Source organism: Legionella steigerwaltii (assembly GCF_001468065.1).
Taxonomy (GTDB): domain Bacteria; phylum Pseudomonadota; class Gammaproteobacteria; order Legionellales; family Legionellaceae; genus Legionella; species Legionella steigerwaltii.
On sequence record NZ_LNYZ01000043.1, the window covers coordinates 12,178 to 38,110 of the forward strand.

The following is a 25,933-nucleotide window of genomic DNA, read 5'->3' on the forward strand; positions in this document are numbered from 1 at the left end:
CCCTATTCATGCAAATACTGTCACCTTATCTGTTGTATTATATGTTTTCCCTTTATGTTCCAACAAATTCTCTTTTTCATCCTTATATTTCATCTTGAGTAATCGACTAAAAAAACCCTCAAGACAATTTGCAGAGGATGTAAGTGCACGAGGTGGCTCTTTAACAATTTGGGGTGCCTCTTCATCAATTTGAGGTGTCTCTTCGGCAATTTCCTGTATTCTGTCCGAATTGATGCGATTGCGCCATCTATAGGTTAATCCAGGAAGGGCAATAATCACTCCTCCAGTATAGCCTGCAGCCACACCATAAATTCCTAACTTCGTTTTAAGTCCAAGAAGAGCTGATCCTGTTATTCCCAAAGATAATGCGGAAACTGAAATAATAGTTGACCCCTTGAGGTCTCCTAAAACTCTTAATTGTTGTAATAGATTATAGCGTGCTGAATCCAAAATAACCCCAGTCGACATAATAGGCGCCAAATATTTAAGAATATCTTTTATTTGGTTCGAATTATTTCCCATAACCAGCACGCCCGGCATCACAGCAAAAAATAAAGGAACTGGAGTTGTATAAATCAGCGTAGTTAATAATCCATATTTACCCATGTTACTTGCACTTACGTATCTTTTTGCACCAATCAGCCGGTTAATTTCTTGTGAATTACCCTGCCCAAACCCAGCTAATAATAAAAAATTAAAAAATATGTACTGATTTAAATTAGTTATGGCTGCTTGTTCTTTAGTACCCAACGCGCCCGACAGGATACTTACTGAAAGAGACATTGCCATTTCGCTTGCAACCGATAAAGTAATCGATCCGCCTATTTGCAAAAGCTCTTTAAGCTGTGCAAACTGCCCGCTAAATTTTTTAAAAATCTTGAAAAATTCGTACTGACTAAAATCTTTATGCTTGGCTAAATAAAGCGCATACAATAAAGAAGTTAAATAAGCTTCAAAAACATAACCACCGATAATCCCTGCGGATCCCATCTTAGGTATTCCTAAACCACCAAATCCAAGCCATGCAGAAATTCCTGTTCCCACAGCAAGACTTGCTAATCCCATAAGCATTGCTGGTGTAGAACGTCCAAAGCTAAACATCATTTGTTCCGTTGATATTCGTGTCAATACTCCTGCTACTGCAGGTGAATAAATACGTAAAGCATTCTGTGTAAGTTCCGCTACATGGTCATTCTGGCCAAAAAGATTAGTTAATAAAGGTTTGGAGAAGATCATTCCAGCCATAATTGGTGGGGTAAGAAAGGTAGACAACCAAAGACCATTACGACTGATGCCAGCAATATACTCACGCTTTTCCTGCAAGACGACTTCATTGGTTTCACCATTTTTTTCAGCTTCAGTGAGCTCACCAATTTTATTACTAGCCACCACACTCATAGAAAACAAAGGAGCCATGCCGATGACTAAAAGAGTATTGATCATCGTAGAAATTAATGTGGCTGCAGCAACTTCGTCTTCATTTTCACTGAGCGTATTAAGTAATAAAACAATTAAAAAAATCTCAAAACTAAAAGTAAATGAGAGTGCCATCGGAAGAGAAAGTGAACTTAGCGATTTAAAGACTCTCCAAAATCCGTATGAATTATCATCTATATCCTCAGAAGCATTAAACAAACCGAACGAGTTAAAAATACTCCAAAGTCCGTATGAATTATCATCTATATCGTTAGAATCATTAATTGGAGTTCTTTGCTCAGGCTCGTCATTTTTTAAAGGGATATTATCTAACTGATCCAGTGCATCAGAAGCAGCAAAAGCTTCAGAAATTTTGATTGCTATTTCGTTGTTTTGTGCATCTTGAGATGTTGAGTTAATACTTCTTGGTTGTATTTTTTCATATTTTGATTCAACTTTTTTTTGCATTGTAATTTCCTTTAGAAAACAACTAATTCCGATATTAAGGCCTGTTGTCAGTTACCTTAGATTACTTACGTTTCTGGCATTTATACCCTGAGAGGATCTCAAAAATTTTTTCACCCTATATACCTTAGACTCCACATATAAAACCAACATGCCAATAAATTTAATTTAGTGACAAAATATTAGACTAACTTAGGGGCGTGGATTATATCAATCTTTAAAATCTTTTCATCTGAATTTTTTTTATTCGAAAGAATATGGAAGTACCTAATTGAAGATAAGTAAGCACTGCAATATCATTTACTTTTCTAGTTCATGAATTCATAGCAGTATTTTATTGTCTAAATTAGCTAATTTTTAAATAAATTTGGAGTAAAAATAAAATGAAAAAATATTCCCTGCTTTTGCTCTTAGCGCTCTCTTTTTTTCACTGCAGCAGCTTTGCGAATACGTTTACCATCGAAAGCTCGTCCTTTAAAATGAATTCAATGATCCCGGACCAATATACGTGTAATGGACTCGACCAATCCCCGCCTTTAAGCTGGTATAACATTCCACCCAATACACAGTCACTCGCTCTAGTAGTTGACGATCCGGATGCAACTGGAGGGACTTGGACACACTGGATAGTAATTGATATACCACCAACTACAAAAGAATTAGGTGCTGGAGGCCCAATTCCTCCAGGAGCTGCAAATGCAAAAAACAGTTGGGGAGGCTTAGGATATCGAGGCCCTTGCCCTCCTCCTCTGGGAGGAGTACATACTTATCACTTTAAATTATATGCTCTGGATACCGTATTAAATTTAGGTGATGGTACTACTCGAGACATCGTTTTAGATAAAATGACTGGACATGTTATCGGCACTGCAGAATTGGTCGGACTTTATCAAAACTTTAAAAGTAATGCTCCTGCTCAAAACAATAGTCCTACCCAGTGACTGGGACATTGTAGCCTGGGTGCAGCGCAGCGGAACCCGGGGTTCTAAATACGAATAACCCCTTTAACCCGGGTTCCGCTGCGCTGCACCCAGGCTACAAATTTAGTTCTTATTCGAATCGTTGCCAAACCATTTCTTATAAATTTTTTCATAGGTTCCATCTGCTTGCATTTCTGCTTGGGCTTTATTAACGGCTTTAACCAGCTCCTGATTAGCTTGATTCATGCCAAACCCTAATGGTTGGGGGGCATTGGGGACAGCAGAAAGGATATGTAATTCAGGATGGTGTTCCACATAATAATAAGAAACAGGAAATACCTTCATCACAGCTCCTACCCTACCAGCAATTAAATCCTCTATCGCCAGATTAAAATTTTTAAATGGATATATTTTTATCCCATGGATTTGTCCCTTTTTTTGCATGTGTTTGGCGATATTAAAATCTGTCGTTGCTGCCTGTACCCCAATAGTCAGTTTGCTTAGATCTGTTATGGTTTTTACCTGAGGTGTTTTATTTTTATTAATCACAATGCTTAGAGTAGTCGTCATATAGGGTTTGGAAAATGCGATTATTTTCTCGCGATCCTTATTAATCGTAATCGCCCCCATTATTAGATCGTAATGATTTTCTCTTAACTCATTTATAATTTTTTCCCATTGCGTTTTTTTAAACTCAAGATGTAAATGCAATCGTTTGGCAATCTCTTTGATCAGATCCACTTCGAAACCAATTTCCTTTTCATCTTTTAAATATTCAAAAGGAGGATTGGTAAAATAAGTAGCAACTATGAGTGTTCCCGGTTTCAGAGTATGTAATACCGGATGGCCTTCATTATCTGAATAAGCGAGCTTGGTCATAAGTACAGAACATAGAAACACAAAAAAACAAAGAACTAATTTTCTTAAAAATTGTCCTAACATATACACTCCTTTACGTTCATGTAAAAGCTATCTCACTAGGGCATCTCTCTTGGTTTGTGAGCTCCTTTTGCATAACGAATTAATAGGGGCACAAATCCCAGCAGAATACCGCCTACTGCAACAATATCCGTCACCAAATCAAATTTAGGGATGCTAAAGCATCCGATAAAGATCAAAAATAAAGCACTAAAAGTAGGCCAAATAATATAGCCAAGTAATTCAGCAACATTTTTCCATAAAAATCGATGGTACCAAGCACAAGCAAAACCAGTTAACGAATAATAAAAAGCAACCAAAAGACCAAGCGCATGCACAGAGTCTTTAATAATAAGATTCACTGTTGAAAAATTAGAAGATAAAAATAATAAAATCACGCCCAAAAACCAGATAAAAAGAATTGCTATCCAGGGGGTATTTCGGGTTTGATGTAGGGTCGCATAACGTGGATGAATTATTTCATCACGTGCCTCAGCAAAAAGAGTTCGCGTAAATTGCACAATTGTAGTCTGTAAGGTGCCGATTGTACTGACCATCACGCAAAGAACTGCTAAGTAGCTCCATGGACGTGGCACTATTTTTTCTGCGACAGCAAAGATTACATTCGTTCCAGCATGCTTTATTTCATCATCATTGAGCGCCAGGAGCGTTACAATAGCAAAACTTACATAGATGCATACAATAATCAATACAGACCAAAAGGCTCCCAGACCCGGCGCATGCCGAGTATTTTTTGTTTCCTCATTTAAATTAAGGGTAACATCCCAACCCCAATAGAAAAACACTGCAGTTAATGCACCTGTTGCAAACAAATCGGGAGTAAAGCTGGTAAATGAGAGCCATGAAAATGAGAAAGGATGTGCAGGAAGATGGGAAAATTTGACTAACCCCACACCAATAATTATAAATAAGACGATCACTTCAAAACCAGTCATCAGAATCTGAAGGTATGCTGTGGGTTTAATCCCTGCAATCGCTATAGCTGAAATCATGGTTATCCAGAGTATGCTGGTAAAAGTCACCCACCCAGGACTTTCTACCAAATGAGGTGCGACGAGTAAGAGAGTTGCTGTAGCTGCAGGAATGGAACCTGAAACCATAAACACAGCCGAAGAAACTAAAACGGCCCAGCCAGCAAAAAAACCTAAATAAACACCAAAAATTTTGGATATCCAGGCATAGGATGCACCTGCATTAACAATTACTTTATTCAGATGAATAAATGCTAAAGAAATACCAAACATGATAAACCCGCAATATAAAATACTTCCCGGGGCTAAGGTACCGACAGTAGCGACAAGTGTTGCTGTCGCTGCAGCAACACTAAAAGCAGGTGCTGACCCTGCTGTTCCCATGACGATGGATTCACCTATTCCCAAAGAATCCGCAGCAAGCTTCCGTTCATTCTTCACATTCATTTCGTAAAAGTTCCCAACGATAAAATTAAGTTCTCTTTTACTAAGCATATCAATTTTTAGTGAAATATGTTCTTCGTGCAAAAATTTATCACACAAAATTAAATTTATTTTATTTTTGACAAAAAATAAATCAGAACAAATAATTAATTATCAATTGCAAATAAAAATCGATCACAGGAACAAACATGCAAGCAGATCTCTTTTATACAGTAGATAGCGTCAGGCCAATTCCCCTTTATCTTATGTCTCAAAAACAATGGGAAGAACAAAATCCTACATTCACTTCGGTTGAGCATAACTATTTTGGGCAAATGCAATTTACAGGAACAATTGGTGATTGTTGCTTGTTTTATAACAATGATGGTTTATTAGAGAAAGCCTATGTAGGGACTGGAGATGAAAATCAGGTCTTGGCAATGGCTCATGCAGCTCAATTATTGCCCGCGAATACCTATCAAGTTCAAGATACTTGCTCTCAGGAAGCGGCCTTATATTGGGGATTGGCACAATATCGTTTTGAAAAATTCAAAGAAAACACTGCGCCACCCCGAGTCTTAGTGGTTGAGCCACAAGTGTTTAATGATTTACTTCTTTTAACTCAAACACACTTTTTAGTACGTGATCTAATCAATGAACCGGCCAGTGATCTGGGGCCTAAAGAACTGGCAGATGCAGTTGAAACATTAGCCCATACCTATGGCGCAAAATTTGAACAGTGGATAGGTAATGAATTGTTGCGTGATAATTTTCCAGCCATTCACGCTGTAGGCCGTGCAGCTCAGTCAGAACCACGCTTGCTCTCTTTAACCTGGGGTGATGAGAAAAATCCTCGTGTTGCCTTGGTGGGCAAGGGGGTTTGTTATGATACAGGAGGCCTGAATATTAAATCTGCTTATGGCATGCGGATAATGAAAAAAGACATGGGCGGTGCTGCACATGTGATAGGACTCGCTCAATGGATTATGGCGCGTAATTTACCTGTTCGCTTACATTTGCTTATCCCTGCCGTAGAAAATGCCACAGGACCTAATGCATATAGACCAGGTGATATTTTAGTTATGCGCAATGATTTAACAGTAGAGGTAGATAATACGGACGCAGAAGGACGTTTGATTTTGGCCGATGCTTTGGTCAAAGCATGTGAGGAACATCCCGATCTGTTGATTGACTTCGCGACCTTAACCTCCTCAGCCCGTGTTTCTGTAGGCACTGAAATGTCCGCATTTTTCACAAATAACGAATCATTGGCCTCAGGAATAATTGATGCATCTCATAAAGCAGCTGATCCGGTATGGCAATTACCTCTGTATGCACCTTATGAAAAATTCTTGCGGTCTTCGATTGCTGATATGACCAACTGCAGTGATTATCCTTATGCAGGAGCAATTATAGCGGCTTTATTTCTCCAACGTTACATCACCAAAACAACACCATGGCTACATTTTGACATTATGGCCTGGAGTGAACAGAGTAAACCTGGTAAACCAGAAGGTGGTGAAGTCATGGGATTACGTACTGTTATGGAATATTTGTTACGTGTTTATGGTTAGGGTCTGTTTGCATTTCTACTATCTTGGCCAAAATAGCGAAATGGAAACAGCCACCTAAATGTTTTGTTGTTCAGCAAAACTAAGCTAATTTAAATTCTGCCAGCGGATAGTAATTTTGCTTCCCTTTTTCAGGCCTACTTTCGATGAGATAAATCTTACCTACTGCAATTGGTGGAATAATCGGCATTTTTATTGTTTCTAATAGTTCGTGGGGCACCTTATGCCGAATCACTCGTCCCAGAGTTAAATGCCCACGAAATGGGCGAGTTTCAACTGGAATATTCAAGGCAATTAGAGCGCTCCCAATCGCATCTGACAGTGCAGCTAAAGTAGCCTGTGGTTGAACTGATAATGCAAGAACTTTAGGATGACGTGAGGTTGGAAACCATTCCCAATGCCCCAATTCAAGTTGAAATGTCGGTAGATTTTTTATTGTCGTGTGCACCTGCTCAATCACAGATATTAACTGTTCCGGTGGTAAATTACCGAGAAATTGTAATGTAATATGCATTTTTTCAACCTGGACCCAACGAATATAGTCTGAAGAGATGGTTTCCTGTAAAGAGTGTAAACAGCTCGATAGTTTACCTTGTGTTTTATTTGGAAAGTTAATTGCAAAAAAAACGCGTAATGGATGCATTATTCCCTCACAAAAACCGTACGCAAAGTCTCAAGATACTTTATTTTATTTAATCGATTCATCGTATGAAGCATGATTGGATATCCCTCATCACAATAACACGGCTATATACTATAATAGTATCAAAATTGAACAAATTAAATGGATGTGCACTTAACATTAAAAGATAAAAACATCACAAAACAACATCCTAATTAAGTCTTTATAAAACTTACTTAATGAATTGATTCACAGGCAATTCGATCTATCCCCAATAATCATGAGGTTATGGATAAACTATAACTGAGATGATAGCATTGGTATTTTGTTCAAGACGAATGAAATACCGACCCGATATTGATGGACTCAGAGCCATTGCGATTGTACTGGTCTTAACTTATCACGGAGGACTCTCCTTTTTTCCATCAGGATTTATAGGGGTTGACGTATTTTTTGTTATCTCTGGCTTTCTTATTACCCGCATTATCCATGAATCACTTCAACAAGGTTCCTTTTCTTTTTCAGACTTTTACAATCGAAGACTATGGCGTTTACAGCCTGTATTTATTTGTTTGCTCCTTTCGACTACTGCATTCGCTTTATTGTTTTTTTTACCTGATGATTTAATGCAATACAGTAGAAGTGCACGCAAAACCTCTTTATTTTTATCTAATTTATTTTTTGATAAAACGACCACTGATTATTTTTCACCAGATACACATCAGATTCCTTTGCTCCATACTTGGTCTCTTTCAATAGAATGGCAATGCTATTTCCTTTTACCGTGTCTTATCTATGGATTGCATCGTTTTTCCCCTAAAAGATACTTGATTCCGCTTCTAATCGGACTGACTTTTATCGCTTTTCTCGGCTCGTTATACAATTCGAAAACTTTGTCTGCACATACATACTACTTATTTTCCAGCAGAATTTTTGAGTTTTTAATTGGCTCTTGTGTCGTCTTCATTCCGGTGACTTTTTTTGTCAAAAATAAATATCTTTTAAACCTACTTGGAAGTCTGGCATTAATCACCCTACTGTATCTTGCCAGCTCTAATCCTATTTTGGCCGGTTACCCTAATGAATATGCTTTTGCAGTGTGTATTGCAACAGGATTACTTATCCTCATAGGGACATGTTCTCCTAGAAATATCTTGAGCCAATTCCTTTCGAGTAAGCCTCTGGTTTTCATAGGACTATTATCTTATTCTCTCTATATTTGGCATTGGGTTGTTTTTTCATTTCTGAGATATCAAAGTATCTTAGAAACCCCCTTTGTTTTATTAGGTGCATTTGGCCTAACTTTTGTTTTAGCTTATCTCTCATGGCGGTTTATTGAAAAACCTTCAATACGCTGCAAGCAAATGCAATTTCGTTATGCTTTTGTGCTCCTATTATTAGCTCCTATAATTGCCCTACATCTGACTGACTATTTCATTAAAATAAATCAGGGATTTCCTCAACGTTTTAATGATGAACTATTAACCATATATCAACAATTAAACCAATACGACAGCCCACAAAGAGCTTTATGCATGGCTGACTCTTCGAATAAAATCAATAGACAATGCACCATCGGTGCCAAAAAATCAGACAGCAAACATGCATTAATGATCGGGGATTCATTTGCCAATCATAATTGGGGTTTTATGGACGTTCTAGGACAAGCAGCAAATGTCTCCATTTTAATGCAGACTGTATCTTCCTGCTTAACCTTACCTGATATTTATCTTTATGATTGGTGGAATTTTAAAAATCAAATCTATCCACTCTGTCATGAGCTGACCAAAAAGTTTTATCAAATGATTCAAAATCATCACTATGATTATGTCATCATTGGAGAATTATGGAGTAATTATCTCGGTGATAAAATCATAAATAACTTGGGTGATAAACGCTCTTATCGTTTAGCCCGAAAAAGATTTATAACCGCTTTAGACAGAGCACTCTCAATCATTATTGCCTCAGGAGCAAAACCTGTACTCATTCATGCAACGGCGACAATGCAAAACAATTTCCATGATTGTTTTTTTAAACATATAAAACTAAGAACCTCTTATAAGCCTCACGAATGTGATTTTACCTTTAATGAAGTTCAATGGTTAAATCAGTTGTTTAAGCAAATGAAAAGTAAGTACCCACAATTAATCATAATCGACCCTAAAGAAGTACAATGTATGAAAAATATCTGTAAAGCAGACGTTAACGGCATTCCCATATATCGTGATGCTGGCCATATTACTGATTATGCGTCTTATCAATTTGGGAAACTTTACTTACAAAAATTTCCCAATCCTTTAGTGTAGCCTGGATGCAGCGCCCAGGAAACCCGGGGGGCCTACACCAACAAAACCCGGGTTCCGCTTCGCTGCACCCAGACTACAGAACTAGCTCACCGTTCGGTGATTAGGTTATGGACCCTGATCTTCAATCCACCGCCACATCAGTCTCTTTTTAATAATTTCCACTAAAAAAAGATAAGTTAGAGTTGCAGCAACTAAAAACAAGAAATAGGATGGCGGTAAAGGGACAAATCCCCAAAATGTAGCAAGTGATGTAAAAGGCAATACAGTAGCAATAAAAACTACAGATAATACCATGATGATTAAGGGATTACTGGGCTTACTTTGCCAAGGGCTTTTCACTGAGCGAATCACAAATACTACCAGTGTTTGAGTCGCTAAAGATTCAACAAACCAACCAGTTTGAAACAATGCTTCGGTTGCCGCAAAAACCTTCAACATCACAAAAAAAGTGATAAAATCAAAAATGGAGCTGATGGGGCCAATATAAAACATAAACTTGCGAATAATCCCTATATCCCAATGTTTTGGTTTACGCGCAAAACTAGGGTCTACATTATCCGTTGGAATCACAATTTGCGATGTATCATAAAGAAGATTATTTAAAAGAATTTGCGTTGGTAGCATCGGTAAAAAAGGCAACAGAAGAATAGCACCCGCCATACTTAACATGTTCCCGAAATTAGAACTGGTACCCATCATAAGGTATTTCATTACATTTCCGAATGATTTGCGTCCTTCGAGAATCCCTTTCAACAACACGCTTAAATGACGTTTTAATAAGATAATATCCGCTGCTTCACGCGCTACATCCACCGCACCCGCAACAGAAATTCCTACATCAGCCGAATGCAATGAAGGAACATCATTAATTCCATCCCCAATATATCCTACTACATGTCCCCGAGCACGAAGCACACTAATAATACGTTGTTTTTGCATAGGGGAAATTCGAGCAAACACATCGACCTCTTCTGCAATCTCTCCTAATGCCATATCCGTAATATGATTCAATTGCTCACCAAGAAGCATCCGATTTGCATCAAGGCCAACTTGCTGACAGACATGGCGTGTAACCAATTCATTATCACCAGTCAAAATTTTTATTTTGACCCCTTCTTTAAATAATTTCTTGATGATTGTCGGAGTTTCCTCAAGAGGAGGGTCGAAAAAAGCAAGGAACCCTGCCACAACCATGCTCTTTTCATCCGGAATATGATAAGAAGCTTTTGTTTCGATTTCACGGTAAGCAACAGCCAATGTGCGATAACCTTGCTCACTTAAGGATAAAAAAGTGGATTCAATTTTTTTACGTGTCGTGTCATCCAAGGAATGGATTTTTCCATCCAGCTCATAATGGGTACAATCGCAGATCACAAACTCGGGAGCACCTTTGGCAATCAGCATGTGCGAACCACTTTTATCGACAACAACACTGGAGCGACGTCGTTCAAAATCGAAAGGAATTTCATCTACCTTATGATAGGTTTGTACGTCTGGATGATCGTGTTTTAAGATCGCTGCATCCAGAGGATTAATGTTTACTCTTTTTAATACCGCCATGTTAAATGGATTAGGAATCTCCGTACCACATAAACTATTTAAATAGGCCAACAACATCACGTTCTCGGATTTATTTCCCAGAGGGTCAATATATTGCTCCAAAATCATTTCACCAGTGGTGATAGTACCGGTTTTATCACTACAAAGAATATCAATACTGCCAAAATTCTGAATTGCGGATAAATTTTTGACAATCACATTTTTCTTTGCCATATGTACTGCACCTGCGGCGAGCGTCACAGTAGTAATCATCGGCAATAGCTCAGGAGTAAGTCCAACAGCTAAGGCTACTGCAAATAACAGAGATTCAAGCAAAGAGCGTTTTAAATAAATATTAACCGCAAACACGAAGACCACGAGAAAAAAAACCACCTTCATAATAAACAAACCAAAGCGGGTAATTCCCTTTTCAAATTCGGTATGCGGTGCAACTTTGGAAAGACTTTTGACAATATCACCAAACTGAGTATTCTGTCCGGTTGCTACAACTACAGCTGTAGCAGTACCACTAACTACTGATGAGCCTGAAAAAACCGCATTTTTTGCCTCTTGGGGATTTTGAGGAGTACTACTCTCTTGAATTGCTTCTTTTTCAACAGGTAAGGACTCACCAGTAAGCGCAGCTTGTTGAACATGCAGGTCCTTCGCTTTTAGTAGTAGAGCATCAGCAGGAATCAAGTCGCCGGCTACAAGACGGATAATATCGCCAGAAACCAATTCGCGGCATGGGATTTCGCCCCATTGACCATCTCGTAAAACATTTGCAGTGGATGCAATATGCTTCTGCAATTTTTTCATGGCTACCAAAGAGCGATGGCTTTGAAAATAATCCAAGCCAATACTCATAATCACCATAATAATGATAATCACAGAGCTCACAACATTCCCAGTAAATGCTGAAACCACAGCCGCGATTAACAATATCGCAATAAGAGGATTCGTTGAGTGCGAAATTGCCTCCATAATAACCAGTCGATAAGGGCTTTGTCTCATTTCATTAAACCCATACAATGCTTGCCTTTTTTGGGCTTCCGCATGAGTTAAACCATTAAGAGAACTACTTAGTTTGGTGAGTACTGCTTGATTGTTCAAAGTGACTAACGACAGTAAATCCATTTATTTCTACCCATTCTATGCTTCGCTTGTTTGCGTCATCAATGCAGTTGATTTTATGATTTTGAAAAACATTTATAACTTACTAAGCCATGCATAAATTTTTGCACTAAATAATCTTGGTGCAAGCGGTTCGCAATGGCCACCCGTCCCCTCTTCCTCATTAAAAAGAATGTATTCTTTTTTGCACTGTAACCGATCATAGAGTTTTTTTGCCTGACCTAATGTGATGTACTCTAAAGTATTATCACAAACCAACATGGGACATTGAATGTTTTCAACTAATCCTGTCACAGTGTAATCACGAGCTTTAGTAAGCATTTCTTCAATGGTTTTAGCACCAAATCGCCATTTTCGGCTTTCTAACATAAAGCGTAAATGTTCATCTTTTTTCATAATTTGTGTTACAGCCTGCTCTATGGAAACATTGTTTAAATCAGGAAACTTCGCCACCAACGAATGAAATTTAGCTTCTAGATTACCACTTGCATCCAATATTCCAGGATCAACAATACATGCTGCAATTCGTTTTTCTTTGGTTACAGCCCGGGTGGCAAGATAACCACCAAAGCTGCGTCCAATTAAGAAAATCTTATTGGGGTCGATTTCCGGGCGCTTGATAATAAAATCAACAACGTGTTTGATCACGCGCTCCCAATCAGGAATAAAGGGTATTTTATTTAAACGCAACATACTGCCTTGGCCAGGGCCTTCAAAAGTCAAACAATGAAAACCTCGACTTAATGCTTCAGCCGCCGTACTAAAATAAGCTTCTTCCTTGGTGCTATCCCCTCCACCAGTATCAATTAAAATGGGCCTGGGATGATTTGTGGCATGATTCAGATACAAATAACCAGGTAAGGGGGTTTGCTCAAAGGGAATTGCTACCTTTTCCACAGGACTTTCAAAAAACTCAAGCGCCTGATGGAAAGCGCGAATACTGCATTGCAAGGCGCGTTCAATTCGCGGATCTGAAGGTTCATCCTCTAGGAAAAAATAAGCGGTTCGATAATAAGTAGAGGCGCGCAGAAAGGCTAATTTTGCATCAAAGTGCAACCCTTGACTACGACAAGTTTCAGCCATGCTGTAATTATTATCAGCAAAAGCAGACCAACGCGCAAACCAACTTTCTTTATTGCCAGGTTCTATTTGATTCGCGATTGCAAGACACTCACCAATTTCGGCTCCCTGGTAGGTAGCACACCCTAAGCTTCTGAGTAACTGGGCATTAAAAAGCGTCGATTTAATTAGCTCTTGCATTTATAAATGTCCTTATTCCTTTATCTGGTCTATTGAAATCTAACGCAATGGCAAGTTCACTGGATTTTTATAGTAATTTTTAATTTTATTGGCAAGCCAACCTCCATCGTCACTAGGGAAACTACCTACACTGGTCGTATTACCTCCTCCCCAAAGAATTGCGAACACGTTACTGTTGGCCGCTTGTTGTAAATTACTTGTTTGCCAAATATAAGTATTCCCCCCGTTAGCATCCATCATCAAATAATTTATAATATTACTCGTACCATAAATTGAACTTGATAAAGAAGTGCTTGCGATGTAGGACTTTAAGTTAAGTAAAGGATTATGTGAATCGCCAAAGAAAAAGTCAGGTTCGGTTGATGCATGACTTGTTCGAGTATCCACATCATTATTTTGTTGTAAATGACCTCCTGGGATTTGCCATAGCATCACAGGAACATTGCCCAAAGAAACGCTAATGTTGTTGGCGTAATTCAATACATTAAACCAATCACGCGCATTAAATAAATATCCTGAGCCAACAGCACCAGGAATCGCATCCATTTCATATTTATCAAACACGATAAAATCTGGTTTGTAATTGCCTTGATAAGCAGTAGTCGCCTCAATTAAAGCAACCGTTGGATCAGAAACATTGGCTTTTAATGTCACTGCATCATAGTTTTGATGCACCCAATTGGAACTGCCAACTCCCCATAAATTCACTTGCCAGCCAAAAGTAACATTGGGAGCAAATTGACGTATAAGCCAATTAGTTGATTGTACCCAACCTGGAAAATCATTGGTAAAACTAGGTATAGTTATTGAAGTTGGAACAGTCGGGTTCGCAGTACAGTTATTAAAATATTGCATCTTATAACCATCCCAGGTACTCATTGCAGACCAATTATCCGTAGTTTTACTACGGATTGCCTGGAATAATGCTTCATAATTTAAACCCGGACCATAGTTTGTATCGATTGTTGAAGTTGCAAAACACACTGCTGTTTGTAATGCTTTTTGCAGTTGCACTTGACTGATCGCCGTATTGACATCACCCAGTAAATTTTCTTGTTGCAGCATGCCGAATAAATCCGGATTTAAGATAATCGCCCCCGGATAATTAAACTGTGCTGATTGAAATGATTGGAGCTTTTGCGCTTCCATAATCAGATTAATATAGTGCATCACCATATTAGTGTATTCAAAGTCAGTAAAACTGGTTCCACCACTCATCTGAGCAGTATAAATAACCATTGTAGGAATCACTTTATTGGGCAATTGTTGTTGCTGGTAAGAGGCAGAAAGCGCTTGCGCTTGTTGTGCTGTTTCCAAATCAAAAATTGGATAAACAATCTGTCCTGGATCACCATTTCCACCTAATCCACCGTATTTGAAAATGGCATCGATTGGACGTGATTGCAATGAAGTTTGCGTGATCGGTGAATCATCAGTGACTGCCCCCATAGCAATATAATTTGGCCATCCAGAAACTTTGCTTGAACTTGCTGAAAAAGTAATCGTTTCAACAGCACCAATAGCCCCCGTCAAGGGTTGAGGGCTAAAATGTGCGGAATAACCTGGAATAGAGCTGGTTGACAAAGTATAAACCGTTCCTGAAGTCAACGAAACCGATGCAGAACCAGAACCATTGGTTAAATTGACACGTTGAGTCAAAGCGGCAGATCCATCATTAGGAGTCAAAGTAACATTAACTTGCGTAAGGGATACAGGAGCCCCACTGACATTTATAGTTGCTGTTTCTTGTGCTACGGCGGAACACACATAGGTTAAATTGACAGTTGGCGGTGTGTCACTGGCCACTACGGATGTAGGAGTAAACGTAGGAACGCAATTCGCTCCATTAAAAATAATGTTAGGAGTAGAAAGCGTGTACGTGCCACCACTTTCGAGTTGTGCAATCGGAGTCACTGCATTCCAGAGTGCATTTGTATTTACTGAGGCTCCAGTATCTGTTTTTGTAGCGGTGACGTTAGGATTATTTGTATAGCCATTTAGTTGCGACGGTAACGCTTGTACACTAACGGCAATACTCCCTGTATTAGGTGGGGAGCCTAAATAAACATTAACACTATTTGCTACATAATCTGCTGTAGGTGCGCCATAATAGAGCACTACGGAACTGCCTTTAGGTAAGACGCTGTTTGAGCCGGTTGTCGTCGGAAAATGTAAATTAAGTGTTGCTAAAAAAGTTCCATCTGATTGTGTTTGTGAGGTAATTTGCAAGACGTTATCCGGATAGGATAAAGAAGAAAAATCGCCCCAAAATGAGGTATCAAGAGAAGAAGCATCCACAAATGTTATTTTGGTATTCTGAAAATCGACGCTTTGCCCACAATTATTCGTTAACTTAAGCGAAATGTTTTTCCAATTTGCATTACCGGTTGCACTGAAACTGGAGTTGATACACGAGGTGGGTTGTGCAGCAAAAAAGTCGCTTGCGCGTGCAGAATTAAATTGTGCAGTAACAAAAACAGCCAACACAATACTTATAATTTTGTTCATTAATTAGGGGCCTTCTCTAATTTTCTGGATTAGTAGTAACCAATTAGGTTAATGTATTATTAATTTTTTTACAATCAATGATAGGTTGGTGGCTCTTGATGTTCGAAAGAACTCTCGGTTTTTTTATCAGGAGAAGAGGCCGCCAAGAAGCTAAAGCTCGCAATTGAAGTAACAGGCCTGGGATTCGAACGCCATTTACCTAAGATTAAAAATGAACCACTCATGAAATCAATGCGGCGTCGCCTCACTTAGGTACCGTTCATCCCCTTCTTTACCTTCCTCCTTGGGCCTTTTAAAAAACTCACTATCCCTTTTTCTATCTGTATCGATTAATCTAATTTTTTCATCCGGTTTTTCCCCTTGAACAACTAAATAATCAGGTTTCGCTTTCATTCCAAGCTCATGACTTTTCTTAACACGATAAGTTACCTGCCCCTTACCTGGAGTTAAAGGACTTAAAGTAGATAATGCCTTGATCTCTTCGAAGCCTAAACTATATTGAATGTCCCAATGACATAGTTTTTTATAATATTCTTCCCCTGTTCGGAAATGTTTTGCATAAAACCATACCTCAAATGCTTCTTTGATTTCCATGGATGTAAGAGAAGCCTTATGAGTTTCTGATTTTCTTGGAACCGAAAACATTGGACTATCCTTTAATATCAGAGTCGCTTTCTTATCACGCCCAATACTCCGGCTCGCCACATCATAATAAGGATCTTTTTCTGATTGACCACCATCCCTGATTTGACCTAAAGACGCATCGTGGTTTTTACTGAGTTTATAAGTCGTATTCTTTTCTGGATCAAAATATAAAGCTTCACGTTTACTGGAAATTAAATTTTGAATCAAACCATATTCGTAATCTTCTTGAGGCATCAGATCTTGGACCACATCACAGCGAATTTCTATTGATGGATAACTGGGAGTAAATGGACTGAAACATCCTATATCGGGGGCGATTAAAAAATCAATGGATACTACATCTTCAGTGATTGCCTTGAACACTACTTTGGGGTTCCCCTCTTCGCTAAAACCAATCTCTACTCTTATTGGATTGGTAATCCCTTCTGACTCTTGCTTCACTTGCATTTTCTTTATCTCTTTTCATAAGCAAAAAGCATCTCAAAGGTTATTTTTTGCTTACTGCAACTAGTTCCTTGGTATGTATACTCCTTTTGTAGCTAAGAGTCATTACTGCATTCAAAAAAACTTATTTGACTTTTTAATGTGATTGAACTTTGCGCTTGTAGAGCCTGTTTTTAAGGCAAGCGCTCTTCTCCTACTTAGAGGGGAAGAGCGCTTGAAACATTAACAATTGAATGCGTTACATGCCACGCAAACCGTGGTATTCGGAATATTTGGAAACTTGGCTGGCCCAACAGCCGCAGGGCCAGGGAATGTACACGCTGGGGGGATTCTAGAAGGAGGTATCATATCCGCGGGAAAAGGAAGACTTGTAAGTTCATCAATAAGTGTCATCTCTGGCGCAATCTGTGAAAAATTTCCCATTTTTGGCGGTTGTCCACTAATACAAAGGGCATTTACAGCCCCAGTTCCACTCTTGCAAACCAAATTATAACCAAAAGGACAATTGGCAACCCAACCTGCAGCGTTGATACTAACAGTACTAGGATCTAGTGGAACGGGAGCTACCTCACCTGTACTCTCACTACAAGGCACACTTTGTTGCATGATGGTCGTCGATAAGGTAGGTAATGGAACGACATTATTGTCATATCTCAACGTAAAAGAAATGTTAGATGCACCGATTGTCACAGGTTGAAATGCCACCGTGATGGTACATTGCCCTCCATTTGCCGTTAGCGTTTTATTACTACAGGCATCATTAACGGTGAAACCACCACTTCCATTGATCGTATAAGATATTTGCTTAAGTGATTCATCAAAGGGCAAATTGTTAGTTAAAACATACTTAAATGAGTAACTTCCCCCTAAAATTGTAGTTGCGGGGAGTCCATTACCGGGTATAACCATAAAATCAACAGGATTAGTGCCAGCCCATACCATCAATGATGACAATGCAAGACACCCTCCCATACCTATACGCAACATCCTTTTAAAAAACATCACCTTTTGCTCCCATGCTCGATCGTTTTAAAAATTACTTAAGGACCTACTAGACCTTATCAAACATTGTATAGACCATCCAAGATTCACCTTTTCCAATTTTATCGTAAAGAGTTTGAGCCACCTGATTATCTGGTCTGGTGAGCCAATATACTCTACTCCAGCGTCTTAGGCTACTCAGTTGTTTTAACTCATCCATAAGTTTTTTGGCTACTCCTGTTTTTCGATGTTGCGGTTTCACGTATAAATCATGTAAATAACATTCTGGTTCTATAGCCCAAGTACTTATATGAATGATGAAAGTTAGAAAACCAACCACTGCATTTTGAGAATCACAGGCGATAAGACAGCCAGAATTTTTATCATCAGTGAGCAGGGTATGCAGCGTATTATCTACTACCTCAGGAGGCAGAGATGTTTGATAAAATTCCATATATTCCTGCCACATCGTTAACCAATTTTCTTTATCATCAGGGTGTAACCACCTCACCTTATAGTTTTTCATAAAAAAATTCCTTGTGTTCACACAATCCCTACCAATAGATAGAACAGATGAGCAGAGGGAGTTGTGTGTGGTTACGGATTTGATGTTGTTTAAACGATGCAAAGAAAAAAATATCCTGTGCATTCAGGAAATAAAAAACTCCTTCATAAGTCAAAATACCACTTCCATTTAATACAATCCAAACTTCTTGTTCTTGATGATAATCCAGTGGGGTTTCACACTGAGGCAACACTTGAAAATAAGTTGCTTGAAAAGGGGGATATGCCTGATTTGCAACAAAATCCACAGGCTCGACTACAACACCAGGAACAAGATGTTCAGGACTAGAAAAAACCAATCTTGGGTTTGTTAAAGCATCCGGCTCAAGCAAGTGAAGCATATTTTTGCTCCCCGTATACTTGTTCCCAATCTAAGAGCGTATTCTCATGATTCAGATCATAGATTTGTGATTGCGCGATGCTGTTAATAATTTTTGCACTTCGCCATGCCATAACATTTAAGTTAGGATCAGCAACTCCATGAGAATGACGTGCTGCGTTTTGTACATAAATGCGATGTTGTTTCGGCCCTTCCCAAGTGATGGAAAAGTCCTGATTCACACAAAATGTTCCATCAGCATTTAACGGTATTTTTTCAGACAATGAAGAAAGATAAGATGGAAACTCCCATTGGTACCCCGTGCACAAAATCACAATATCTGCTGAAACCATGCTTTTTTTCTCAGTCCCAAGCTCAGTTAACATAAGCTGATATGCCCCTAATTCGTGATCCATATGAGTTAATTCATGTCGAGATAAAAACTTAAAAAACTTATCCTTCTGTTCTAAAAACTCCAAGCTATAAAGCTTTTGATAGATAGCTTGTAGCAAATGAAAAGAAATACCATCGCTGGCCAAGAGCTGTTCTTGTAATAAAAAAGCTTTTTCTTTCTCCGGTAAATGAAAAAAATATTCAGTATATTTTGGGGTGAAAAATTCACTCACAAAAGGAGAAGTATCCATAGGTAATAACTGATGTCTTTTGGAAATCCAATATAATTCTGAGGGTAATTGAGCATTATGAGATAAAATGTATTGCACGATTTCGGCACCACTCTGCCCGCCCCCAATAAGCGCCACTTTTTTTCCTTGCCAATTCATTGGATTGATTAAGAAATTCTTATTATGAAATACATTTCGGCCCAGATAACGTTTGGCGCACGCAGGAATTTTTGCCGTTAAACCATTGCCTAAGATAAGATGCTTTCCTTTGATTTTTCTCTGCCTTGTTTGCATGACAAACTGTGACTTATCAAAATAAATGTCCTCAACATTTTCTTTAAAAAATAAATTAGATAATGACCGGCTCACCCAATTTAAATAATGACTAAATTCAGTTCGTAATACGTTTTTGAATTGGGCATTGATAAAACGATACAATCGTTTGTGCTTTGCAAGATAGGCAATAAATGAATAGGAATTAGTGGGATCAACAAGCGTCACTAAATCATTTAAGTAACTGACTTGAATTTCTGCATTGGGAAATAGCATCCCTGGATGCCAAATCATCTCCTCATTTTGTTCAAAAAAAACACTGGAAATCGTTTCGACAGATGACAAAAGTGCGGCAATACTCAAATTAAATGGTCCGACTCCTACTCCAAGCAAATCAAACAGTTCATCATGACGCATTTGGTTCATAACTTAATCCTTCAGTATGCATTTCAAATTCATGAGTAATTCGTTTTAGAGTGAGTTTTATTTCTTTCTGCAATGGGCGAGGCGGCTTGGAAAAAAAATCAGCTTGGACGGGTAATTCATTATATCCCAGCGCATTCCAAATTTTTTCTCCCAGTTCCGGCATATAGGGATAAATCACCAAAGTAAATCCTTTTAACCACCAAAAATAATCATTTGAACTTCGCTCTAAATTTTGCCCCAGTATCATCCAATCATTGAGCGAACGAATCCCAAGATGTGGAAAAAAATGATTGGGTTGTAATGCATGCTCTTGGATTGCAAACAAATCGTGTAGTTGATGTTGTAAACGCTCTTCACAAATGGAGGTGACCACTTCAGGGAGCCTAAGTATTCCCTGAGCAATATAGTGTTCAAGCCAATCTATGGTTTTGTTGTAATAATGGATGAAATCATCCAAGACAAAATTACCCGTTTGATTACGGACATCGATTGAGGCCAAATAGAGTCGAATGAGGTCACTGGAAAGCCCCTTTTGATTAATGGCATCATCTACACCAATCATATGCTGCCGACTTGTTGAAAATTTACTGCCATCAAGATAATAAAAATAATTAACCAGATAATAATCAAATGGCTTGTATTGAGGGCATCCGGCACTAATCCCTAAGGCACTGCTTAAAAAGGGCAATGAATTATCGATACCAAAACTGGAAATCGTAATCACCTCAGAATCTACAGCAAATGCATTTTGGTTGATACCCATGAGATTTCCTGCGATTTCTCCAAACATTAAAAAATAGGTAAATACAAAACCATAACTAAACAAAGTTCTTGAATGAGTATGATCTGTGTTATCTGCTAAACCCCACTCACACTGGGTAGTGAGCCTGAATCGATTATTTTGCAAAATTTGATAACTTTGAAACAGTGCCTCTATATTTTTATTGATTCCTTTGGAGCTTAGTTCAACGTGTCTTGGCAGCTCTAAAAATATATTTTCAACTTCCCTTTTAGGTGCATGAGGATCGTAAATCATTTCTTCAGGCCGAAAATGTGCCCCACAATTTTCGCAAAAATAGCTTGCTGTTTTTTCAAAGCATGCTGGACAATTGCCTTGGAGCCAGTATCCATTCAAATAGCGCTGATTCTTTTCATCCCAGGGCATTTTCTCTTTTAATAAAACCGTGGCCTTATTTTCCAATAATTGTTGAAAAATCTGCTCATGCCATGTTTGATAAGGTGTTCTCCACTGCTCAGCAAGTGGATTAACAAATTGATCACATTGGATATGCATTGACTTTAAATCATGGGCAATTAAGCCATGATAATGATGGCCTGTTTCCTCAGGAGTTACATATTCTTCCTCTGCTTTTCCTGCAGCATAGGATTCATAACTGTCTGTCCCTGAGATGATCCAAGCTGAATGTCCACAAAGACGTAAATATCGTGCCAGTATATCGACACTTAAAAAAGGTCCACCAATATGCCCCAGATGCAAGCGTCCATTTGGAGTAGGTACAGAAGGAATGAGTAAATAATTTTTTTTATTTTCAGGCATCACTATCCCTTAGTTTTTTTTATTCTTTAAACTCTCTGCCATAATTTTAATTGAGGTATCCCAGCCTACTTGTGAAATCTGAATTGCTTTTTCTTTATCTCGTGCTAATACCGCGGTGACCAGATCCTCATTTTCTTGTCTCAATTCAGCCAATACCTTTTCATCATGATGATGACGGCCCAAACATAAAAAACGATAACGTGATGAATGGTCGTATAACATCTCTTGAATTTTGAGTAGCCAAGGTGATTGACAGGCTTTGATAAGGGTAAAAGTAAATTCTTTTTGAAACGCATCCCATTCGACGGGATCCAATGGATTATTGGGTTGTGGGGTAAGATATTTAGCGTATCGATGCCAACAGGCAATAACATCTGCTTCCCAATATACATCTCCATATTGCATGGATAACTCTAGAGCATGTGTTTCAATCTGAATTCTAACTGCATAGAGGTCATATAACTCTTCTAAAGATAAAGAAGGTACAGAAAAACCACATAAATCCTCGAGGTTAACTAACCCTTGAGAGACCAAACGAGATAATGCCTCACGTAAAGGGCTATATCCCACCTCATAGCGTTCTTTTAGGTGCTCCATTTGCAATTTTTGCCCAGGATCGAAAAAGCCACTCACGAGATCACGGCGTAATTTCTCTAATACAGAGCTTGCCTTGGATTGTTTTGTTTTCATTTGGGACATGTTTATTACACTCGTTTAAAAACTTCAGACATTATTAATTATTTTCGAAAATTTGTAAATTATCGAAAATAAAATAATTAACTATTTTTTTGAGTTATTAGGTCTGTTTCAAACTCGTTGGCATCAACCCCAAACCTTACAATGTTTTGGGTGTTAAATATTCGCTTTCTGCTAATGCAGGTCTAGTAAATGCTCTGTCAGCAAACCAATGTGCATACACATTGCTATCTGGAGTTAAAAATGCTTTAAAATCCCATCCCAATTCATTCTGATTAAAAGGTCCTAATTCAATATTTTTTTCTTTGGCAAGCCCTCGGATCATCCATTCAACAATTGCTGAATTTCCTCGACCAACGGGTTGCAATTGAGCAAGACGATGTGCAAGTTTTCCTGCATTAACTAAAAAATCCTTTATATCATGATCAGGATTCCAATCGCAGCAAGCCTGGAAATAAGGTTCGATTAATTCAAATTGCACATGAAAATAGCTGGACCTATCACGATAATTTTGATTAAACGGGGTAGGCCGATGATCAACTACGATAGAGGTTCTGCTGTCTTCTTTACCGTAATCGTCAAAAGTAATCGTGAGAATAATGTCGTCTTCAACAAATGGAATTTGTGACGCTTCATTTTTTTGATGTAATAGCTCACGTTCCTCACCAGTTAACTTGATCGTAATCGTATATTTTGTACCATCCCCCAGTTTATGTTGTTGCTGTATTACCTCAATGTGTTCCTTGTTTTGATGCATTAAATCAATGAGATGCTCATAGATCAGATTCTTTTGGCCAGGCAGATCTTGAGATAAATTAAATGCATCAGTAGATACAAAACCTGCTTTATTAATTAACCCAAATTGATGTCTAAGCGGACCTTGTTTCAACATTTTGGCTACTTCACGTCGCTTATCGGCCAGCCAAGCATAAGTACAACCTACTCGCGAGTGAAGCATTTCTGCAGGGCAATGAATATCTTGATGAACGACAGGGGGTACTTGAGGAAAAGAGGATATTCTCGTTCCTAAATCTTGAATCACGTTTTTGCTAAATTCAAGCCATTGTTTCTGCTTTGTTGCGTCAAAATCCTTTAGGCGATCTTTAGAAGACGCCGTGCTACTTTCAGAAGTCGAAAATAAGGTATTACGATGTAATCCTAGCGATTCCTTTTTTTCGTCTGTCATCATTATCTCAAATGGTACATTCTCCTTAATTATAGATATAAAAATGAAACTGATCTTATTTGAAAATTTTACATCTCACTTCTATATTTAAACATTTACCCCTTCCTTTTATTAGCATAATACTGGAACAGCATTGAGAAATTCGTTGTTTTTTAGCGTACTAAAAATAAGAAAAATGGAGCTCGCTTATGGATACGACAGAACACACGGAATTAGGTGATGCATTAAATTTTCTAGACTGGGAGACCTTAAAAAATAATCCCTATACCCATATTGATCAAAAAGGGAGCTTGCACATACATTTGCAAGGGTTCAACCAATTTGGTCTGCCTGGGTCTATTGGATTAACTCTCTCTGCAGGTGAGATTATTGCCATGTCTGGAGACTATTTTGGCGGTCGAGAGGTATCTTTGAATTTACCAAGCATCGCTGAATTTAAGGCAAACCCAAGAGCTTATGACAGTACAGGTACTTGCGAAACATTAGGAGAATACTTAATTAAAGAGCCTGTTAGCGAAAACGAAGAACAAAAATTAATTAGCTCTTATAAACGATTAGCCAATAGCAACGTGCAGCAAAGTGATATAAATACGATTTATACGATAAATAATGCCAAATACATCCCATTTTCAAGTACTCTCAATTTTTATGTACAACAACTTATGTTTGCCCTGAGGGTAAAAAACTACAGTGAAATTTTGAATAGGAATTTATCCCATTTTACTCCATGGTCGGTCCGTGTTTACACTATAGGTCACCATATAGCGCTTAAATATGCACGCATTTATTATGAGCTAACCCAGTTACTCGCTCATTCAGATTATCAATCGGAGAATAGCGAATTCAACGCCTTACTCAAGACTCTCGAACAGATACCTAATGGCTTAAATCGTGATGCATTGCAGGATATGGCTCATCGTTATCAGGCTTTAGCTTTGGGAATGGAGTTTTTTTGTTTTCACTATTATACCGATCACTTTGCTGCAGGCCATATTGCATTTATGGGTGACCTACGTAGCTTACTGCCACAGCGCTTCGGAGTTTGGGGCAGTATTTTAGTCAATAATTTGCACGATGAATTAAACCGAATAACTGTCTACACCAAACGCGTTTATGACCCTACTCCTGATAAAAGCGAACCTCCAATTGAGGCAGGTGGTGATGGCGATTTTGATGTTTCGAATAATTATTTTAACAAGCAAGCCTGTTTGGCGGGGATGAGCGATTCGTTGCAGGATCTGCATCAGGTATTTAAAGGAAGTGAACTTCCTACGCAATCGAGATATGGTGGTCTGGAACAAATGCCGGATATTGACGATCAATATCGCCAACCGCAACCACTGCTTCTGCTAGGCGCAGATCAAAAAATTTATTATCGTACGGATCTGAACAACATCTGCCTTTTATCTCCATCCCAATTGCAAGCAACGTATTCAGCACCATTACAACATGGCTATACTGAATTAAGTAGTAAACTCGAAGCATTTTCCTTAGTGTTTAAACTTCGCGTGCTTCCTTTTGCCTATTCAAGTCAAATGAAACCACTTACTACCGAACAACTTAAATTATTGGAAGCAGAAGAAAGCGAACTCAATCCAGGAAGAAAACCGATACCTCAACCACCCATTGTGCTTGCACAAAAACCTGTCGCGATTCCAGCTTGGCAAAAGCCTGCAAGCGATCACGTTGTCATGCAAGGTCTAGCCAAGAATGGCTTATTGGCTGCTTCTAGTAAAAAAACCAATGTCTTGGACCAAGACATCACTTTAGATACAAAAGCTACATTAAGTTCTTCATTCTAAATGAAGGTTGAAAATACTGTCTTCAAACGCATCAAAAGCAATCTAAATTTTCGTGAAAGGTTGCTTCATGAAAAATTGTAGCCTGGGTGCAGCAGCGAAACCCGGGTTACGGCTTTGCCTTCACCCAGGCTACAACACTAATACTCGCTACGGCAATGTAGAACAATGTGTATCATCTCCTTGATGAAGATGATGGAAATCCTGAAGATTATTTAGAGACCTTGTTCTTCTAAGATGACTGAAATGAGAGAGTGTTTGAAGAAAGGTTGCTTCATGAAAAATTGTAGCCTGGGTGCAGCGCAGCGAAACCCGGGTTACGGCTTTGCCTTCACCCAGGCTACA

20 protein-coding genes are annotated in these 25,933 nt (G+C 38.6%); 4 read left to right on the forward strand and 16 right to left on the reverse strand.

Going from position 1 to position 25,933, the window contains the following annotated elements:
* Positions 1-6: 6 nt before the first annotated feature.
* Positions 7-1,884, reverse strand: a complete 1,878-nt coding sequence (locus tag Lstg_RS16885) for an MATE family efflux transporter (RefSeq protein WP_058478784.1) — start codon at positions 1,882-1,884, stop codon at positions 7-9.
* A 380-nt stretch (positions 1,885-2,264) separates the two neighbouring features.
* Between Lstg_RS16885 and Lstg_RS16890 the strand changes: the two genes are divergently transcribed.
* Entirely contained in the window at positions 2,265-2,822 is a 558-nt protein-coding gene (locus Lstg_RS16890) for a YbhB/YbcL family Raf kinase inhibitor-like protein (RefSeq protein ID WP_058478785.1), read from the forward strand.
* Between the two features lie 102 nt (positions 2,823-2,924).
* On the opposite strand, the gene Lstg_RS16895 is transcribed toward Lstg_RS16890, so the two are convergent.
* Together Lstg_RS16895 and Lstg_RS16900 are read right to left on the reverse strand one after the other, a co-directional pair.
* Complete coding sequence (locus tag Lstg_RS16895) at positions 2,925-3,743, reverse strand: ABC transporter substrate-binding protein (protein WP_058478786.1); 819 nt, start codon at positions 3,741-3,743, stop codon at positions 2,925-2,927.
* Positions 3,744-3,778: 35 nt separating this feature from the next.
* Positions 3,779-5,158, reverse strand: coding sequence for an APC family permease (locus tag Lstg_RS16900; RefSeq protein WP_058478787.1), 1,380 nt, complete (start codon positions 5,156-5,158; stop codon positions 3,779-3,781).
* 185 nt (positions 5,159-5,343) lie between these two features.
* Here Lstg_RS16900 and Lstg_RS16905 point away from each other — a divergent pair, with 185 nt between their 5' ends.
* On the forward strand, positions 5,344-6,708 hold the full coding sequence (locus Lstg_RS16905; protein ID WP_058478788.1) for a leucyl aminopeptidase family protein: 1,365 nt from the start codon (positions 5,344-5,346) through the stop codon (positions 6,706-6,708).
* Positions 6,709-6,787: 79 nt separating this feature from the next.
* Here the strand turns inward: Lstg_RS16905 and thpR are convergent, their stop codons facing one another.
* On the reverse strand, positions 6,788-7,348 hold the full coding sequence (gene thpR / locus Lstg_RS16910; protein WP_058478789.1) for an RNA 2',3'-cyclic phosphodiesterase: 561 nt from the start codon (positions 7,346-7,348) through the stop codon (positions 6,788-6,790).
* Between the two features lie 317 nt (positions 7,349-7,665).
* Between thpR and Lstg_RS16915 the strand changes: the two genes are divergently transcribed.
* Entirely contained in the window at positions 7,666-9,633 is a 1,968-nt protein-coding gene (locus Lstg_RS16915; protein WP_058478837.1) for an acyltransferase family protein, read from the forward strand.
* A 105-nt stretch (positions 9,634-9,738) separates the two neighbouring features.
* On the opposite strand, the gene mgtA is transcribed toward Lstg_RS16915, so the two are convergent.
* The 11 genes from mgtA to Lstg_RS16970 form a co-directional block, all read right to left on the reverse strand.
* Positions 9,739-12,309 carry a magnesium-translocating P-type ATPase gene (gene mgtA / locus Lstg_RS16920; protein ID WP_058478790.1) on the reverse strand — a complete coding sequence of 857 codons (2,571 nt, stop codon included), beginning with the start codon at positions 12,307-12,309 and terminating at the stop codon, positions 9,739-9,741.
* A 72-nt stretch (positions 12,310-12,381) separates the two neighbouring features.
* Positions 12,382-13,566 carry an alpha/beta hydrolase family protein gene (locus tag Lstg_RS16925; protein ID WP_058478791.1) on the reverse strand — a complete coding sequence of 395 codons (1,185 nt, stop codon included), beginning with the start codon at positions 13,564-13,566 and terminating at the stop codon, positions 12,382-12,384.
* A 39-nt stretch (positions 13,567-13,605) separates the two neighbouring features.
* Positions 13,606-16,074 (reverse strand): hypothetical protein, encoded by a 2,469-nt coding sequence (locus Lstg_RS16930; RefSeq protein WP_058478792.1) that lies wholly within the window; start codon positions 16,072-16,074, stop codon positions 13,606-13,608.
* A gap of 228 nt (positions 16,075-16,302) precedes the next feature.
* A complete protein-coding gene (locus tag Lstg_RS16935; protein WP_058478793.1) occupies positions 16,303-17,166 on the reverse strand; it encodes a hypothetical protein in 864 nt (287 codons plus the stop codon).
* A gap of 219 nt (positions 17,167-17,385) precedes the next feature.
* On the reverse strand, positions 17,386-18,165 hold the full coding sequence (locus Lstg_RS16940) for a hypothetical protein (RefSeq protein WP_133129216.1): 780 nt from the start codon (positions 18,163-18,165) through the stop codon (positions 17,386-17,388).
* A gap of 49 nt (positions 18,166-18,214) precedes the next feature.
* Entirely contained in the window at positions 18,215-18,670 is a 456-nt protein-coding gene (locus Lstg_RS16945) for a GNAT family N-acetyltransferase (RefSeq protein ID WP_058478795.1), read from the reverse strand.
* A 28-nt stretch (positions 18,671-18,698) separates the two neighbouring features.
* Positions 18,699-19,049 (reverse strand): cupin domain-containing protein, encoded by a 351-nt coding sequence (locus tag Lstg_RS16950; RefSeq protein WP_058478796.1) that lies wholly within the window; start codon positions 19,047-19,049, stop codon positions 18,699-18,701.
* Positions 19,033-20,349: a lysine N(6)-hydroxylase/L-ornithine N(5)-oxygenase family protein gene (locus Lstg_RS16955; RefSeq protein ID WP_058478797.1), complete on the reverse strand. Its 1,317-nt coding sequence runs from the start codon at positions 20,347-20,349 to the stop codon at positions 19,033-19,035. Before Lstg_RS16955 ends, Lstg_RS16950 begins: the two co-directional genes overlap by 17 nt.
* Positions 20,330-21,907 carry a methionine--tRNA ligase gene (locus tag Lstg_RS16960; protein ID WP_058478798.1) on the reverse strand — a complete coding sequence of 526 codons (1,578 nt, stop codon included), beginning with the start codon at positions 21,905-21,907 and terminating at the stop codon, positions 20,330-20,332. Before Lstg_RS16960 ends, Lstg_RS16955 begins: the two co-directional genes overlap by 20 nt.
* A gap of 9 nt (positions 21,908-21,916) precedes the next feature.
* Entirely contained in the window at positions 21,917-22,606 is a 690-nt protein-coding gene (locus Lstg_RS16965) for a GntR family transcriptional regulator (RefSeq protein ID WP_238585475.1), read from the reverse strand.
* A 136-nt stretch (positions 22,607-22,742) separates the two neighbouring features.
* A complete protein-coding gene (locus tag Lstg_RS16970; protein WP_274519325.1) occupies positions 22,743-23,792 on the reverse strand; it encodes a hypothetical protein in 1,050 nt (349 codons plus the stop codon).
* A gap of 185 nt (positions 23,793-23,977) precedes the next feature.
* On the opposite strand from Lstg_RS16970, the gene Lstg_RS16975 reads away from it, so the two are divergent.
* On the forward strand, positions 23,978-25,591 hold the full coding sequence (locus tag Lstg_RS16975) for a hypothetical protein (protein WP_058478799.1): 1,614 nt from the start codon (positions 23,978-23,980) through the stop codon (positions 25,589-25,591).
* A gap of 147 nt (positions 25,592-25,738) precedes the next feature.
* On the opposite strand, the gene Lstg_RS18075 is transcribed toward Lstg_RS16975, so the two are convergent.
* Positions 25,739-25,933: hypothetical protein (locus tag Lstg_RS18075; protein ID WP_238585476.1), on the reverse strand; the 195-nt coding region annotated here is incomplete at its 5' end.